At 37.0% G+C, this 14,302-nt stretch carries 13 protein-coding genes; 12 read left to right on the top strand and 1 reads right to left on the bottom strand.

Annotated elements, in window-relative coordinates; genetic code table 11:
• The first annotated feature begins 114 nt into the window (after nucleotides 1-114).
• The 9 genes from trhO (at nucleotide 115) to FBR08_RS06145 (ending at nucleotide 8,315) form a co-directional block, all read left to right on the top strand.
• On the top strand, nucleotides 115-1,473 hold the full coding sequence (gene trhO / locus FBR08_RS06185; RefSeq protein ID WP_158961925.1) for an oxygen-dependent tRNA uridine(34) hydroxylase TrhO: 1,359 nt from the start codon (nucleotides 115-117) through the stop codon (nucleotides 1,471-1,473).
• Between the two features lie 11 nt (nucleotides 1,474-1,484).
• Nucleotides 1,485-2,729 (top strand): U32 family peptidase, encoded by a 1,245-nt coding sequence (locus tag FBR08_RS06180; protein ID WP_158961924.1) that lies wholly within the window; start codon nucleotides 1,485-1,487, stop codon nucleotides 2,727-2,729.
• Entirely contained in the window at nucleotides 2,726-2,956 is a 231-nt protein-coding gene (locus tag FBR08_RS06175; RefSeq protein WP_158961923.1) for a ferredoxin, read from the top strand. Before FBR08_RS06180 ends, FBR08_RS06175 begins: the two co-directional genes overlap by 4 nt.
• A gap of 2 nt (nucleotides 2,957-2,958) precedes the next feature.
• Nucleotides 2,959-3,312: an arsenate reductase family protein gene (locus FBR08_RS06170; protein ID WP_158961922.1), complete on the top strand. Its 354-nt coding sequence runs from the start codon at nucleotides 2,959-2,961 to the stop codon at nucleotides 3,310-3,312.
• A 549-nt stretch (nucleotides 3,313-3,861) separates the two neighbouring features.
• Nucleotides 3,862-4,710 (top strand): YicC/YloC family endoribonuclease, encoded by an 849-nt coding sequence (locus FBR08_RS06165; protein ID WP_158964187.1) that lies wholly within the window; start codon nucleotides 3,862-3,864, stop codon nucleotides 4,708-4,710.
• Between the two features lie 18 nt (nucleotides 4,711-4,728).
• On the top strand, nucleotides 4,729-5,298 hold the full coding sequence (gmk, locus tag FBR08_RS06160) for a guanylate kinase (RefSeq protein ID WP_158961921.1): 570 nt from the start codon (nucleotides 4,729-4,731) through the stop codon (nucleotides 5,296-5,298).
• A gap of 6 nt (nucleotides 5,299-5,304) precedes the next feature.
• Nucleotides 5,305-5,892, top strand: coding sequence for a nicotinate (nicotinamide) nucleotide adenylyltransferase (nadD, locus tag FBR08_RS06155; protein ID WP_158961920.1), 588 nt, complete (start codon nucleotides 5,305-5,307; stop codon nucleotides 5,890-5,892).
• 222 nt (nucleotides 5,893-6,114) lie between these two features.
• A complete protein-coding gene (locus tag FBR08_RS06150; protein ID WP_158961919.1) occupies nucleotides 6,115-7,110 on the top strand; it encodes an NAD(P)H-dependent glycerol-3-phosphate dehydrogenase in 996 nt (331 codons plus the stop codon).
• Between the two features lie 203 nt (nucleotides 7,111-7,313).
• Nucleotides 7,314-8,315 (top strand): TerC/Alx family metal homeostasis membrane protein, encoded by a 1,002-nt coding sequence (locus FBR08_RS06145; RefSeq protein WP_158961918.1) that lies wholly within the window; start codon nucleotides 7,314-7,316, stop codon nucleotides 8,313-8,315.
• A gap of 141 nt (nucleotides 8,316-8,456) precedes the next feature.
• Here the strand turns inward: FBR08_RS06145 and FBR08_RS06140 are convergent, their stop codons facing one another.
• Nucleotides 8,457-8,867, bottom strand: a complete 411-nt coding sequence (locus tag FBR08_RS06140; RefSeq protein ID WP_158961917.1) for a hypothetical protein — start codon at nucleotides 8,865-8,867, stop codon at nucleotides 8,457-8,459.
• Between the two features lie 237 nt (nucleotides 8,868-9,104).
• On the opposite strand from FBR08_RS06140, the gene FBR08_RS06135 reads away from it, so the two are divergent.
• The 3 genes from FBR08_RS06135 (at nucleotide 9,105) to porW (ending at nucleotide 14,289) form a co-directional block, all read left to right on the top strand.
• Nucleotides 9,105-10,577, top strand: coding sequence for a DUF5687 family protein (locus FBR08_RS06135; RefSeq protein WP_158961916.1), 1,473 nt, complete (start codon nucleotides 9,105-9,107; stop codon nucleotides 10,575-10,577).
• A gap of 8 nt (nucleotides 10,578-10,585) precedes the next feature.
• Nucleotides 10,586-11,287: an ABC transporter ATP-binding protein gene (locus FBR08_RS06130; RefSeq protein ID WP_158961915.1), complete on the top strand. Its 702-nt coding sequence runs from the start codon at nucleotides 10,586-10,588 to the stop codon at nucleotides 11,285-11,287.
• 371 nt (nucleotides 11,288-11,658) lie between these two features.
• The gene (gene porW / locus FBR08_RS06125; RefSeq protein ID WP_158964185.1) at nucleotides 11,659-14,289 is read left to right on the top strand and encodes a type IX secretion system periplasmic lipoprotein PorW/SprE; all 2,631 of its coding nucleotides are present in this window, start codon (nucleotides 11,659-11,661) and stop codon (nucleotides 14,287-14,289) included.
• The last annotated feature ends 13 nt before the right edge of the window (nucleotides 14,290-14,302 follow it).

Here is a 14,302-nt window from a genome sequence, read left to right as displayed (position 1 = left end):
TTGCATTTTGGTCTTTGTTTTTTAAATCAAATGCATATCTTTGCACTTTGAAATTCTTCCATTTAGAATTTCATCTTCGTTTTTTTATTTATTCTACACTTAAATTTATATAGCATGCAACTGTATAACACATTAAGCGCAGAAGAAAGAGCAGAACTTATTGAACAAGCAGGAGAAAACCGCTTGACTTTGTCTTTCTATGCGTATGCCAAAATCGAAAACCCACAACAATTTAGAGATGATTTATTCTTAGCATGGAATGCGTTAGACGCCCTAGGTCGTACCTATGTAGCTCATGAGGGAATCAATGCACAAATGTCTGTGCCCGCATCTAAATTCGAAGCTTTCCGTCAAACCTTGGAAGCGTATGATTTTATGCAAGGCATTCGCCTGAATGTTGCGGTTGAACAAGACGATTTATCCTTTTTAAAGCTAACCGTAAAAGTTAGAAATAAAATCGTTGCGGATGGATTAAACGACGATACGTTTGATGTAACCAATAAAGGAATTCACTTAAGAGCAAAAGAGTTTAACCAGCTACTAGAAGATCCCAACACCGTTGTTGTGGATTTCCGTAACCACTATGAAAGTGAAGTAGGGCATTTCGTGGGTGCAATTACCCCTGACGTGGATACCTTCCGCGAATCATTGCCCATCATTAAAGACCAACTGGAAGAAATCAAGGAAGATAAAAATTTGTTGATGTATTGTACAGGTGGAATTCGCTGTGAAAAAGCCTCTGCTTACTTCAAACACCACGGATTCAAAAATGTATACCAATTAGAAGGGGGTATTATTGAATATACCCGTCAGGTAAAAGACGAAGGACTAGAGAGTAAATTCATCGGTAAAAACTTCGTATTTGACCACCGCTTGGGCGAGCGAATTACAGATGATGTAATTGCCAATTGCCATCAATGTGGAAAACCTTGTGATGTACACGTAAACTGTGCAAATGAAGCTTGTCATTTGTTGTTTATTCAATGTGACGACTGTGCAGAACACATGCACGGATGTTGTTCAAACGAATGTTTAGAAATCATCCAACTACCTGTTGAAGAACAAAAGAATTTGAGAAAAGGGATTCAGAAAGGGAATTTAATTTTCAAAAAAGGACGTTCGGAGTCGCTGAAATTCAAGAAAAATGTTGACGGGACGGAAGAAATTCAACCGGTAAAGGTGAGTACAGTTACTCAAATTAGAAAAAAACAGGTCGAGCGCAAACAGTTAATCGGAACGGTTCAACATTATTTTACCAAAGCAAGTGTCGGGCAATTTTTGCTAGACAAAGAAGTGAATATAGGAGATAAAATTGCCATTATCGGACCAACAACTGGAGAGGAACGTTTGACATTAGACAAAATGTTAGTCAATGGACAAGAGGTTGCTGTTGGGCAAGCGGGAGATCGCATGACGATGGAGCTAGGTTTCCGCGTGCGTAAAAACGACCAAATCTTTAAAATACTAGATTAAATATATAAGCTATGACAGTTTCAGGAAGAGTTGAATTGATGGCTCCCGCTGGAAATTTCGAGTCGTTGCAAGCTGCAATTGACAACGGAGCGGATTCAGTGTATTTTGGAGTCGATCAATTGAATATGCGCGCACGTTCAACGGTGAATTTTTCGGTGGATGATTTACCCGAAATAGCCAGACGTTGTAAGGAGAAAAATGTACGTACCTACTTGACGTTAAACACGATTATTTACGATCATGATTTGTCTGTAGTAAAAACCTTGCTCAACAAGGCAAAAGAAGCCGATTTGACAGCCGTAATTGCTTCAGATCAAGCGGTAATTGCCTCAGCTAGAGCAATCGGTTTGGAAGTGCATATTTCTACGCAATTGAACGTGACTAATATTGAAACTGTTAAGTTTTATAGCTTATTTGCTGATACCATTGTATTATCGCGTGAATTGAGTCTGCGCCAAGTCAAAAAAATTACAGAAGCCATTGAAAGAGAGCAGGTCAAAGGACCTTCAGGAAATCTGGTAGAGATTGAGATTTTTGGCCATGGAGCACTGTGTATGGCCGTTTCTGGAAAATGTTATTTGAGTTTGCATTCGCATAATTCATCTGCTAATCGCGGGGCATGCAAGCAAAATTGCCGTAAAAAATACACCGTTATCGATCAGGAAAGTGGATTTGAAATCGAGATTGACAATGAGTATATGATGTCTCCGAAAGATTTATGTACCATTGATTTCTTAGATCAAGTGATTGACGCTGGAGCAAAAGTATTGAAAATTGAAGGTCGAGGGAGAGCTCCAGAGTATGTAGCAACTGTCATTCGCACCTATAGAGAAGCGATTGATGCCATTGCCGAAGGAACGTATAGCCAAGAAAAAGTTGCAGCGTGGATGGCCGCCTTAGAAACAGTTTACAACCGCGGTTTCTGGAGTGGATACTATTTAGGACAGAAGTTAGGCGAATGGAGTGATAACCCTGGAAGCAATGCAACACAAAAGAAAGTATATGTTGGTAAAGCAGCTCATTACTTTCAAAAGGCATCCATTGGAGAGTTCAAAATTGAGGCGTATGACATCAAAGTAGGTGATCGTATTCTAATTACTGGACCCAGTACAGGTGCTCAAGAATTGACGATAGAAGCTTTGTTTGTCAATGAACAACCTGCAGAAAAAGCAACCAAAGGAGATGATTGTACGCTTAAGTTACCTTTTCGTGTGCGATTATCTGATAAAATGTATAAAATCGTAACCAGCGAATGATTGTAATTACCTTGCAACGAGACAAGTGTATTGGTTGCAATTATTGTGTAGAAGTTGCGCCTCAGCAGTTTCAAATGTCGAAAAAAGACGGCAAAACGGTCTTGTTGAGAGCCACTAATAATAAAGGATTTCACACCTTAAAATCGCCAGACTATACCATTTTGGAGGCCTGTGAACAAGCAGAAAAAATATGTCCTGTCCATATTATTAATGTCAAAGAAGTATAAATATGAGAAAAATATATTATTTGAGTTCATGTGATACCTGTAAGAGAATTTTGGGACAAATGCCAAAGCTTGATACATTCGAATTGCAGGATATCAAAAAAGAACCCATTAGCGCTACTCAACTAGAGGAGCTGTATGTTCGAGTGGGAAGTTATGAAAAACTCTTCAACAAACGAGCACAACTGTACAAAGCTAGAGGATTAAAAGATCAAAACTTACAGGAAGAAGCGTATCGAGATTTAATTCTAGAGCAGTACACCTTTCTCAATCGTCCCGTAATCATCGTAGAGGACAATATTTTTGTAGGAAACAGCAAAAAAGTGGTAGAAGAAGCGATTGAAGTAGCATCAAAATAAAAAAAAATCGAAGTTTTTACTTCGATTTTTTTATTTGTAGTATGTTGTTTATTAGTGTGTTGAGTTTTTTTATGGTGAAATAGTAAAGAAAACAATAAAAAAAATGTGACTAAATGAGAAAAAAATGTCTTAATAGTGAAAAAGGGAATGATTGCTATGAAGTTCTCTGTTTTTAAGAAGAAGAAAATTTACGCTATACTGGTTTGGAATTTTAATTGTTTATTAAGGGGTTCAATCAGAAAGAAGAGCCGGTATAGTTCTTTGTTAAAAAAGAAAAATTGCTATTGAAAAAGAACATTTTATTTCCTAGATACTAGGAGAGTTGAAACATACTTAACGCAGTTATAGATTGGTTTGTTTTAAAAAAGTTACAGTTAAGTACAACGTTGGTTTGAAGAAGGGAAGCTTAGGCTTCCCTTTTTTTAGTTAACATTAAATCGTTAACGGTTCACAGTTTGGTAAACTGTCCACTGTCCACTGTAAACTGTTCACCGTTAACCATTTTTTCATACCTTTGCAGTCATTATCTATAAGAATATGATACATTCAATGACGGGGTTTGGTAAAGCATGTTTACAATTACCCACAAAAAAAATCACAATCGAAGTGAAGTCACTTAACAGTAAGAATCTAGACTTAAATGTGCGTTTGCCTTTGAGTTATAGAGAAAAAGAATTGACTTTGCGCAATCAAATTGCCTTAGAGCTAGAACGAGGAAAGGTAGATTTCTCTTTGTTTTGCGAAATTACTGCAGAAGAAACATCGAGTAAAATAAACGCCCCAATCGTCTTAGCTTATATTGAGCAAATGAAGGCGATTATCCCGAATGCTGACGCAACGGAGTTGATGAAAATGGCTGTTCGTATGCCTGATGCATTGAAAGTAGAACGCAATGATTTTGACGAAGCCGAATGGAAAGAGATCGAAGTAGTCATCCAAGAAGCAATTCAGAACATGAAAGCCTTCCGCGTTAGCGAAGGAAAGTCATTAGAGAATGACTTTAGGGCTCGTATTGCGAGTATCTTTTCACATATGGATCAAGTATCTCTTTTAGATAAAGAGCGTATTGTAAGCGTGAAAGAACGACTTCGCACTAATTTAACGGAGTTGCAACTGACTATTGATGAAAATAGATTTGAACAAGAAGTCATTTACTACTTAGAAAAATTGGATATCACAGAAGAGAAAGTGCGTTTATCTAAACATTTAGAGTACTTTTTAGAAACTTTAGGAGGTACGGAAGCAAATGGACGTAAATTAGGGTTTATTGCTCAAGAAATGGGAAGGGAAATTAATACTATGGGATCCAAGTCTAATCATGCAGAAATGCAAAAAATTGTCGTAAAGATGAAAGACGAATTGGAAAAAATCAAAGAACAAGTATTAAACGTATTATAAAGACAAGATTAACACAATATGAATAAGGGGAAATTAATCGTTTTTTCTGCTCCATCAGGATCGGGTAAGACAACAATAGTGCGTCATCTATTAGAGCAAGGAGATTTAAATCTTGACTTTTCTATTTCGTGTACTTCACGCGAAGCACGAACAGGAGAAGAAAATGGAAAAGATTACTACTTCCTTTCTTTAGACGATTTTAAAAAACACATTAAAAACGATGATTTTTTGGAGTGGGAAGAAGTGTATCGCGATAATTTTTACGGAACATTAAAGGCCGAAGTAGAACGTATTTGGGCTTTGGGAAAAAATGTTATTTTTGATATTGATGTTGCTGGAGGATTGCGCATTAAACGCAAGTTTCCCGATGAAACACTTGCTGTTTTTGTAAAACCACCGAGTATTGATGAGTTGAAAATCCGCTTGAAAAAGCGTTCAACAGAAAGTGACGACAAAATTAATATGCGTATAGCGAAAGCTTCTGTAGAATTGGCAACAGCCCCCCAATTTGATACGATTATCAAGAACTACGACTTGGATACGGCCAAAGAAGAGGCTTATCAGTTGGTACGCAACTTTGTAAAATAAGAACAGATGAAAATTGGTTTGTATTTCGGAACCTTTAATCCAGTGCATATAGGACATGTGGTTATCGCAAATCACATGGTTCAATATACGGATTTAGATGAGGTTTGGATGGTGGTAACACCCCATAATCCCCTAAAGAAAAAGAAGGGATTACTCGAAGACTTTCACCGTTTGCACATGGTTAATCTTGCTACAGCAGATTACGATTACATTCGTTCATCGGATATTGAATTTAATTTGCCTCAGCCTAATTATACCGTCAATACGATGGCTTATTTGCAGGAGCGATTTCCCAAGCATGAATTTGCCTTGATTATGGGAGAGGATAATTTGGATTCTCTGCCGAAATGGAAGAATTATCAAGTTCTACTGGATCAATATAAAATCTATGTCTATCCTCGTTTAGATCGAAGTAGAATAGAAGAGAGTCCGCTGATGAAACATCCCCATGTTGTCAAAGTAGAAAATGCACCTGTGATGGAAATTTCAGCAACTTTTATTCGAACGGCGGTCAAAGAAGGAAAGCATATACAACCTTTAGTAGATAAAGAGGTGTGGAAATACATGGACCACAATCTTTTTTACAAAAAATAGAACAAGGAGAAAGGGCTGTAAAACAGCTCTTTTTTCTTTATTATACCGCTAAGGTATAAGGTAGAGCAAGAATTGCTAGTATATAGACGAACAAGCTATATTTTTGCACAGAATACAAGAGAATGAACAAAATGTCTTGGAACTATAGCCTATTGTTTTACAGTTTTTCAATTGTTTGCATTAAGTTTTTTAGTTACTTTTGACAAGTTATAAGCTAAAATTATGAGTGATTATCCAAAGTTTGCAGTAATTGGAGGAGGAAGTTGGGCAACGGCTATCGTAAAAATGTTGAGTGAAAACTTACAGCAAATTGCGTGGTATATGCGAAATGAAAATGCGATAGAAGAAATTAGGGTAAACTACCATAACCCTAATTATTTGAGTTCTGTCGAGTTTGATATTAATCAATTGTTGCTGACGAATGACATTAATAAGGCTGTTTCTTATGCAGATTATGTGATTTTTGCGATTCCTTCTGCTTTTTTAAGTGAGGAGATGGAGCGACTATATGTTAGTTTAGAAAATAAAGTAGTCATTTCCGCAATTAAGGGAATTATTCCTGAAACAAGCTTAATTGTCGGAGAACACTTTCATCAAACCTATGGTGTTTCTTATGATAATATCGCTGTTATCACAGGACCTTGTCATGCCGAAGAAGTAGCTTTAGAGCGATTATCTTACCTTACGATTGCTTGTCGCAACGAAGAACATGCAAAGGTAATCGAAAGCTGCATCAGCAGTCACTACATCAAAGTAAAAGTAACAGATGATATTATCGGAACAGAGTATGCTGCGGTGTTAAAGAATATATACGCTATTGCTTGTGGAATGGCCCATGGATTGGGATATGGTGATAATTTTCAAGCACTATTGATGAGTAATGCTATTCGCGAGATGAAAAAATTCATCAAAAAAGTGCATCACATGAAACGCAATATCAATAATTCGGCTTATTTAGGAGATTTACTGGTAACAGGTTACTCCCTTTTTTCGCGCAATCGCATGTTTGGTAATATGATAGGGAAGGGGTATACTGTAAAGTCTGCTCAAATGGAGATGAATATGATTGCAGAAGGGTATTACGCCGCTAAAAGCGCGTATGAACTCAATGCAAAGTACGGAGCTAAAACCCCGATTATCAATGCGGTGTACGATATTTTGTACAACGGCAAAGACCCTAAAAAGACGTTTAGAAAGCTGACAGAAAAATTAGATTAAAAAAAGTATAAAAAAGACCGTTATCGGTTTTTTTTTGACATATAGCAATGTAATGAACTGATATACAGTTTTTTATGTTGCTTTTTTTATTTTTAATGTGTATTGAAAAATAGCTATAAATCCTTGATATATAGTCTTTTATAGGGCTTTGCCTAGGGAAAAAATATAGTAAGTAGTTTTGTCCTGTTAAAAAAATAAATAAAATGGATCATTTAATTAATCACCCTGGCCTGTTGGCTGTTTTTGGAATTGTAGTATTGGTTATGCTTTTGTTGGATTTAGGTGTTTTCAATCGAAATAGCCACGTTGTCTCAACAAAAGAAGCGTTAATTTGGACCGTAGTATGGATTAGTTTAGCCATGGTATTCAGTGGTGTTATCTATTACTATATGGACTTTGAAAACTTTGCGCGTTTCCAATCTGCTTATTGGATAGAAAAAGCCTTGTCCATTGATAATCTTTTTGTGTTCATTTTGGTTTTTACCTTCTTTAAAGTACCTAAAGAATTGCATCACCGCGTATTGTTCTGGGGTATTATCGGAGCATTGGTATTTAGAGCTATCTTTATCTTTGCCGGAGTTGAGCTAATTAACCATACCTATTTACCTGCTTTTGAATTGTTTGGGCATGTTGTTGAAATTAATGTTGTCTTGACAATTTTTGGGGTGTTTTTATTGGTATCGGGAATCAAATCTTGGTTTGCTAAAGAGGATCATAGTGAAGAACAAGATTTAACCAAGAACTTTGCTGTGCGTATGGTACACAAATTCTTTAAAGTGAGCAATGAATACGACGGAGATAAGTTTTTTACAGTCAAGAATGGAGTAAAAATGGTAACCCCGCTTTTTGTTGCGTTGATGGTTATTGAATTTACAGATTTGGTTTTTGCTGTAGACAGTATTCCAGCTATTTTTGCAATTGCGCCAGATGATCCCTTCATCTTATATACATCAAATATATTCGCTATTTTAGGACTGCGTTCACTCTATTTCCTATTAGCAAATTTCATGGATAAATTCTCTAAATTGAAATATGGTTTAGCCATTATCTTATCCTTTATCGGGGTGAAGATGATTATTTCTCCTTTCGTACATATTGAATCTTTGGTTTCTTTAGCGGTAATTGCAAGTGTATTAACCCTGTCAGTGGTGCTATCCTTGCTCTTTCCTCCTAAGAAAGAGAAGGAAGTAAAAGAATTGGAATAAAACAATATAAAAGTAAAAAAGCGACTGCCTAGCAGTCGCTTTTTTACTTTTATATCTCTTCATCATTCTAGTTTGTGAACTAAGATTGAAAAACCAACATTCGGAATACATATAAATAAGTTGTAAGCTATTGATATATAGTTATTTTACGGCTGTAATTCCTTCTTTATCTGCGTAAGCAAGTTTGGCAATGGCTTCATCTGAAATGCTCTTAGCCGGAAACACAAAGTTTTTATCATAAAGTCTAGCACCTTGAAAATAAGACAACATAAAGGTATTGTCTAAATCAAAAATAGCTTCGTCTAGAAGTTCTACTTTCTGCGATTCACCAGCTGCTAAGGATGGAAAGGCATGTCTAAAAATACTAGAGGTTTTCTTTTCACCATTTAATTCTCCTTCTGCTTTGGAAACAATTAGAATGGCCTCAATAGTCTCGTTTGAATTATTAAATAAATAAGCGTACCACGCATCTTGTAAAAAATCGTCGTTATACTCTTTTACCACTGCAATTTCTACTTCTAGTACTTGTGGTATTTCTATGTCTTTTTTCATGCGAATAAAATTTGCGCAAAGATAAAATTATTTCTGCGATTCTTCTTTTTGTTTTTCAAACTAGAGTTTGGCCTGAAATTTGTAATATAGTTATTGATAATGATAGTTTTTTGGTTTTAGTTTGATAAAGAACCTTCCGCCGTTTTGTGTGGAAGGTTTTTTCATGGAAGAAAGTTTGAAAAAACGTGTAACGTTTTCAAGGTTACCTGTACTAATAGATAACAACTAAATAAATGTATGATGTACAACTGGTTCTTTACCTTAGAGCGAAAGCGTTTAGCAAGGGGAAACAAGAGCAATATGGATCTTGTGGTGCTCGTGTTCAAATGGCTCGCCATTATTTACTTTGCGTGTATGATGCTACTCGCAGGAATAGCAACATATCAAGGCATTCAAGAATATTTTACTGATGCAACTCCTATTGAGGTTGTTAGTCGGTATCTGATCTATTATTTTGCCTTGGAACTCACTTTTCGATTTTTCTTGCAGAAAGGCCCTGTCGCTAGTATTAAACCGTATTTGATACTCAATATTCCACGATCTAAAATTGTGACTTTTTACGTCGGAAAAACCTTTCTGAGCGCTTTTAATATCGTTCAATTGTTTTTCTTTGTCCCTTTTGCAATTGTCGCAATTTCTCATGGAGAAAATACACTTGCTGTATTGACTTGGACACTTGCTGTATACAGTGTTGTGTTTATGATGCACTGTGTCAACATTCTTATGAATGCTTATGCTCCTGTATTTTATGGTGTGATCGGATTTGTGGTGCTTTGTTTTGGTTTACAGTATTACGCTATTGTCGATCCCACGTTGTACACCCAATATTTTTATTTAGTAGCGTATCAATACCCTCTGAGCCTAGTTGCTTATTTGCTTGTATTGGGGGTGTTTATCTGGAGTACATATCGCTTCTTTGTCAAACGCATGTATTTAGACAACCTCGAAAAAGTGCGTATTAAAGAGGGAATTGTTTTGGAAATGAGTTGGTTAGATCGATTTGGACGCTATGCTAGCTTCTTGCGAAATGATATTCGATTGATTATCAGAAATAAAAGAGCAAGAGTCACCGTTTTAATGAGTATTCTTTTCCTCTTTTATGGCGTTTTTATGTTTAACACCTCAGGCAAAGAAGCAATGCCGGAATCTTTCGCTGTATTTCTTGCCTTCTTTTCAACGGGGGGATTTTTGATGTTGTTTGGTCAATATGTACCCAGCTGGGATTCTTCTTATTATCCATTGTTGATGACGCAAAACGTTTTTTATCGCGACTACCTTATGTCCAAGTGGTTGATTATTGCTCTTGGCACTTTTGTTTCTACCGTGTTATGCTTCTTTTATATATTCGTCAATATGCAGTTGTTTTATTTGATCCTTGCTATGGGAATCTTCAATATTGGAATTAATGGATATTTTGTACTGTGGGGGGGAGCGTATCTCAAAACACCAATGGATTTAACAGCAGCCAAAAATGTATTCGCCGATAAAAATGCATTTAATATCCGCGTGATGTTGATTAGTTTACCCAAAGTTTTACTCCCTATCCTTTTCTATTTTGTTGGGTCGTTGGTGTACCCCTTTTGGGGAGGGTTTGTTTTGCTTGTTCTAATCGGGATAGCTGGTATATTCTTACACCAACAAGCGTTCAAGTTTATTGAAAAAATTTATACTCGTGAAAAATATGCGGCATTGGCTGCTTATAAAAAATAATAATCGCTATGATACAAGTAGATAATTTACGTAAAACATATAATGGAACTACGGTTCTTCAGCTGGATTCACTGACTATTAATCAGGGAGAGAGCATTGGTTTGGTAGGAAATAACGGAGCTGGAAAAACCACCTTTTTTAGCTTGTTATTGGACCTTATCCAACCTAGTGCAGGAAGTATTCACTCCAAAGGACAGTTGGTTTCCACTTCCGAGCATTGGAAAAAGTACACGTCTGCTTTTTTGGATGAAACCTTCTTAATTGGCTATCTAACAGCAGAAGAATATTTCGTTTTTTTAGGTAGTTTACGCGGTTGGTCTAAAGGAGATGTCGATGCATTTATCTTAGAACACCAAGCATTCTTTAATGGAGAAGTCCTCAACCAAAAGAAATATATTCGCGATTTTTCTAAGGGAAATCAAAAGAAGATAGGTATTGTTGGAGCATTTATTGGCAATCCGGAGTTAGTTATTTTAGATGAACCCTTCGCGAATTTAGATCCTTCTACCCAAATTCGCTTAAAAGAATTAGTGAAGAAGAAACGAGCGACGCGAACGATGACAATAATTATTTCGAGTCACGATTTACAACATACGTATGAAGTATCCGATCGCATTATCGCTCTAGAAAAAGGTTCATTGGTGCACGATGTGTTGACTGAAAAATTAACATACCAAGAACTTGAAGGCTTCTTTAGCATCGAAAATTAAAGAGTTAACTCGTATACAAAGGGCAGCGTTCGTTTTAAGAACGCTGCCTTTTTTTGTGATTTACATTGACCTACAATCTCCTTTTCTTTTGTGATTTGCATGGATTTATTTGCTAATTTTAGGAGATTGTTTAGGAATAAAATCAAATTGCGCCTTGTTGTTGAACTTTTATAGTGGCAAAAGGCAATCTGTAATAAGGCACGAACAAGACCTTTAATTTTTAGCAATATTTGCATAAAGTATTAAAAAGTGATGTATTTTTACTGCCTTGTGAATAATAATAACAAGAAAAAATAGTTGTTATATAAAGTTTAACCCAGATATTGAAAACAAAGTTTATCATTCGGATAGGAGGAATTATCCTGCTAATTATGTCTTTTATAGCGTGTTCCGTAAAAAAGGATAAGATGTTGAATAGAGGATACCATGCTTTGACAACAAAGTACAATATTCTCTTTCACGGCAATGAGTCATATGCTGAAGCACTTGATGCTTTAAAGCAAGACTATTTCGATGATTATTGGGAAATCTTGCCTATTGAGCGCATTCAGATTGAGGTTGATCCAGAACGAGAATTTGAAAGAGGCGTATCCCTAGACTCTAAACAAGGAAGTTTGTTGGACAACTTAGCGGTATCTGGCACGGATTTGGGTGGTCCTGAAAGCCAAGATGGACAAGGGTTTACGCGTTCCGAAAACAAGGCTGTAAAAGCCATTCAGAAGCACTCCATGTACATCAAAGGAAGAGAGCGAAATAGTCAGATGGCTAATGCTTATCTTCTTTTAGGTAAATCGCGCTATTACGATGGTCGTTTTGTTCCTGCTCTAGAAGCGTTTAATTATATCTTATACAAATACCCCGATAGTGACCTCATAGGAGAAGCCAAAGTTTGGCGTGAAAAAACGAATCTGCGTTTGCGCTATGACGACCTAGCCATCAAGAATTTGAAAGAACTACTGCGCGAACGCAAAGGGCGTTTGAACAAACAAGTTGAGTCGGATGCATATGCGATGTTAGCACAGGGATATATCAATCTTGAGCAATTAGACAGTGCTAGCACTGCATTGAAATCAGCCGTTGGCTTGGTAGCAAATCAAGAAGAAAAAGCAAGATACAACTATATCCTAGGTCAATTAAATGGGCGCCTAGGAAAAAAAGAAGAAGCAACGCAGTACTTTGATAATATTATTGAGATGAATCGCAAAGCGCCAAGGACGTATACGGTGCATGCTTATGCCGAAATATTTGAATTGTCCGATGCAAAGAAAACAGATTCTGTGGCCTTTTTAAAACAGTACAAAAGTTTGTTGAAGGATCGAGATAATCGCCCGTATCTTGATGTATTAAATCGTCAGGTGGGTCTTTTTTACCGCGATGTCGATCAACAAGAAAATGCACTTGCCTATTTAAAAACTGCAGCTAAAGAAGGTAGACAAGACAAACAACTTAAAGCGCGAAACTTTCTGAGTATAGCCGATATTTATTTTAATTCAGCAGGATATGCTGTCGCAGGACAGTATTACGATAGTGCTTTGGCTTTATTGCCACCAAAAGCCAAAGAGACCTTCCGCATTAGCAAACGAAGAGAATCACTTCGCGAAGTGGTTGATTTGGAAGTAATCGCTCATAAAAATGACAGTCTTTTGCATTTAGTTGCAATGTCAACAGAGGAGCGCAATGCCTATTTTCAGACTTTTGTCGATGAATTGCGTAAAGAAGATTTTAGAAAAATACAAGCAAATTTAGGTACTCAGAATAATTCAGGTGCCAATTTCTTCAACGCAGCAAATTTTGGAGAAGCCATTGAAAAGTCATTTGGAGAAACTAATTTTGGTAGTATGGGTGGAAAGACGACTTTCTATTTTTATTCCAATCAGGCATTGATCAAGGGGCGTCAAGATTTTAAGAGGCGTTGGGGTAATCGTACCCTAACCGATAATTGGAGGTGGAGTGCTGTGCAATCGGCCGCGAATAGTGCAAATGAGGCCGAAAATGAAGAGGCTTTAGTCGAAGAGCAAAAGAAAATAGAAAAACAGAAAGACAACACGGTTGATCCGCGTTATCAGGTGGATACCTATACAAGCAAAATACCATCAGATAGTACGCAAATTGCCAAGCTCAAAGACGAACGAGATTTAGCGTATTTTGAACTTGGGGCTATTTACAGCGAGCGATTTGGAAAAATAGCAGAAGGCGTTGATCGATTGGAACAATTATTGACGTTTGATCCTAAGGAGCGATTGGTTTTGCCAACGATGTATAAATTGTACAAGTTATATCAAGAAACAGATCCTGACAAGGCGATACAAATGAAAGCACAGATTATCGCTACCTATCCAGAATCAAGGTATGCTAAATTGATGCAAAACTTAAGTGTTGGAAGTGACGGGGATTTAGCGCCAGAACAAGTTTATGCGGCTATATATCAAGTGTTCAAAGCCGAGCAGTATCAAGAGGCTCTAGTAATGATGAAGGACGCCTTAGAGCGTATCGACGATGCTTATGTCAGCAAATTTGAGTTGCTCAATGCAATGATTATTGGGCGTACTGAAGGAGTCGAAAAATATAAACAAGCATTGAATTATTTGGCTTTGACCTATAGTTCTACGGCAGAAGGAAGAGAGGCGGCTCAATTGTTAGAACGCGTCATCCCTGCTTTAGAAAGCAAACAGTTTGCGACAACGGATTCGAGCAATTGGAAAATACTCGTAGCGGTTCCCATAGAAAGGCGAGTCGATTTTGCGGGGATTAAGGCCGATATGCAGCGTTTGGCTGGTGTTGAGGCTGGTACAGGACTGAAGTTCACAGAAGACTATTATATGGCTTCTACTACGTTATACGTCTTACATGGATTTAAATCCAAAGCAGAGGCAGAGCGAATAATTAGTCGTTTGGGCGACAATCCCGCTTATATTCCTTTGATGCAAGAAGACTATAGCGTGATTCAAATTAAAAAGAATTTACTAGAATACAAGGCTCCTGGTGTGGTTGAGGAGCCTTAAAAAAAGCGTTTTT

The sequence above is a fragment of the Myroides fluvii genome (assembly GCF_009792295.1).
Lineage (GTDB): Bacteria > Bacteroidota > Bacteroidia > Flavobacteriales > Flavobacteriaceae > Flavobacterium > Flavobacterium fluvii_A.
The sequence above is the reverse complement of the archived record's forward strand: the minus strand, read 5'-3'. Positions and strand labels throughout refer to the sequence as shown.

Coding starts and splice junctions, on each gene's coding strand:
- FBR08_RS06170 (WP_158961922.1), top strand. CDS start 2,959: ATGAGAAAAATATATTATTTGAGTTCATGTGATACCTGTAAGAGAATT.
- FBR08_RS06150 (WP_158961919.1), top strand. CDS start 6,115: ATGAGTGATTATCCAAAGTTTGCAGTAATTGGAGGAGGAAGTTGGGCA.
- nadD (WP_158961920.1), top strand. CDS start 5,305: ATGAAAATTGGTTTGTATTTCGGAACCTTTAATCCAGTGCATATAGGA.
- FBR08_RS06140 (WP_158961917.1), bottom strand. CDS start 8,867: ATGAAAAAAGACATAGAAATACCACAAGTACTAGAAGTAGAAATTGCA.
- porW (WP_158964185.1), top strand. CDS start 11,659: ATGTCTTTTATAGCGTGTTCCGTAAAAAAGGATAAGATGTTGAATAGA.
- FBR08_RS06145 (WP_158961918.1), top strand. CDS start 7,314: ATGGATCATTTAATTAATCACCCTGGCCTGTTGGCTGTTTTTGGAATT.
- FBR08_RS06180 (WP_158961924.1), top strand. CDS start 1,485: ATGACAGTTTCAGGAAGAGTTGAATTGATGGCTCCCGCTGGAAATTTC.
- FBR08_RS06175 (WP_158961923.1), top strand. CDS start 2,726: ATGATTGTAATTACCTTGCAACGAGACAAGTGTATTGGTTGCAATTAT.
- FBR08_RS06165 (WP_158964187.1), top strand. CDS start 3,862: ATGACGGGGTTTGGTAAAGCATGTTTACAATTACCCACAAAAAAAATC.
- FBR08_RS06135 (WP_158961916.1), top strand. CDS start 9,105: ATGATGTACAACTGGTTCTTTACCTTAGAGCGAAAGCGTTTAGCAAGG.
- FBR08_RS06130 (WP_158961915.1), top strand. CDS start 10,586: ATGATACAAGTAGATAATTTACGTAAAACATATAATGGAACTACGGTT.
- trhO (WP_158961925.1), top strand. CDS start 115: ATGCAACTGTATAACACATTAAGCGCAGAAGAAAGAGCAGAACTTATT.
- gmk (WP_158961921.1), top strand. CDS start 4,729: ATGAATAAGGGGAAATTAATCGTTTTTTCTGCTCCATCAGGATCGGGT.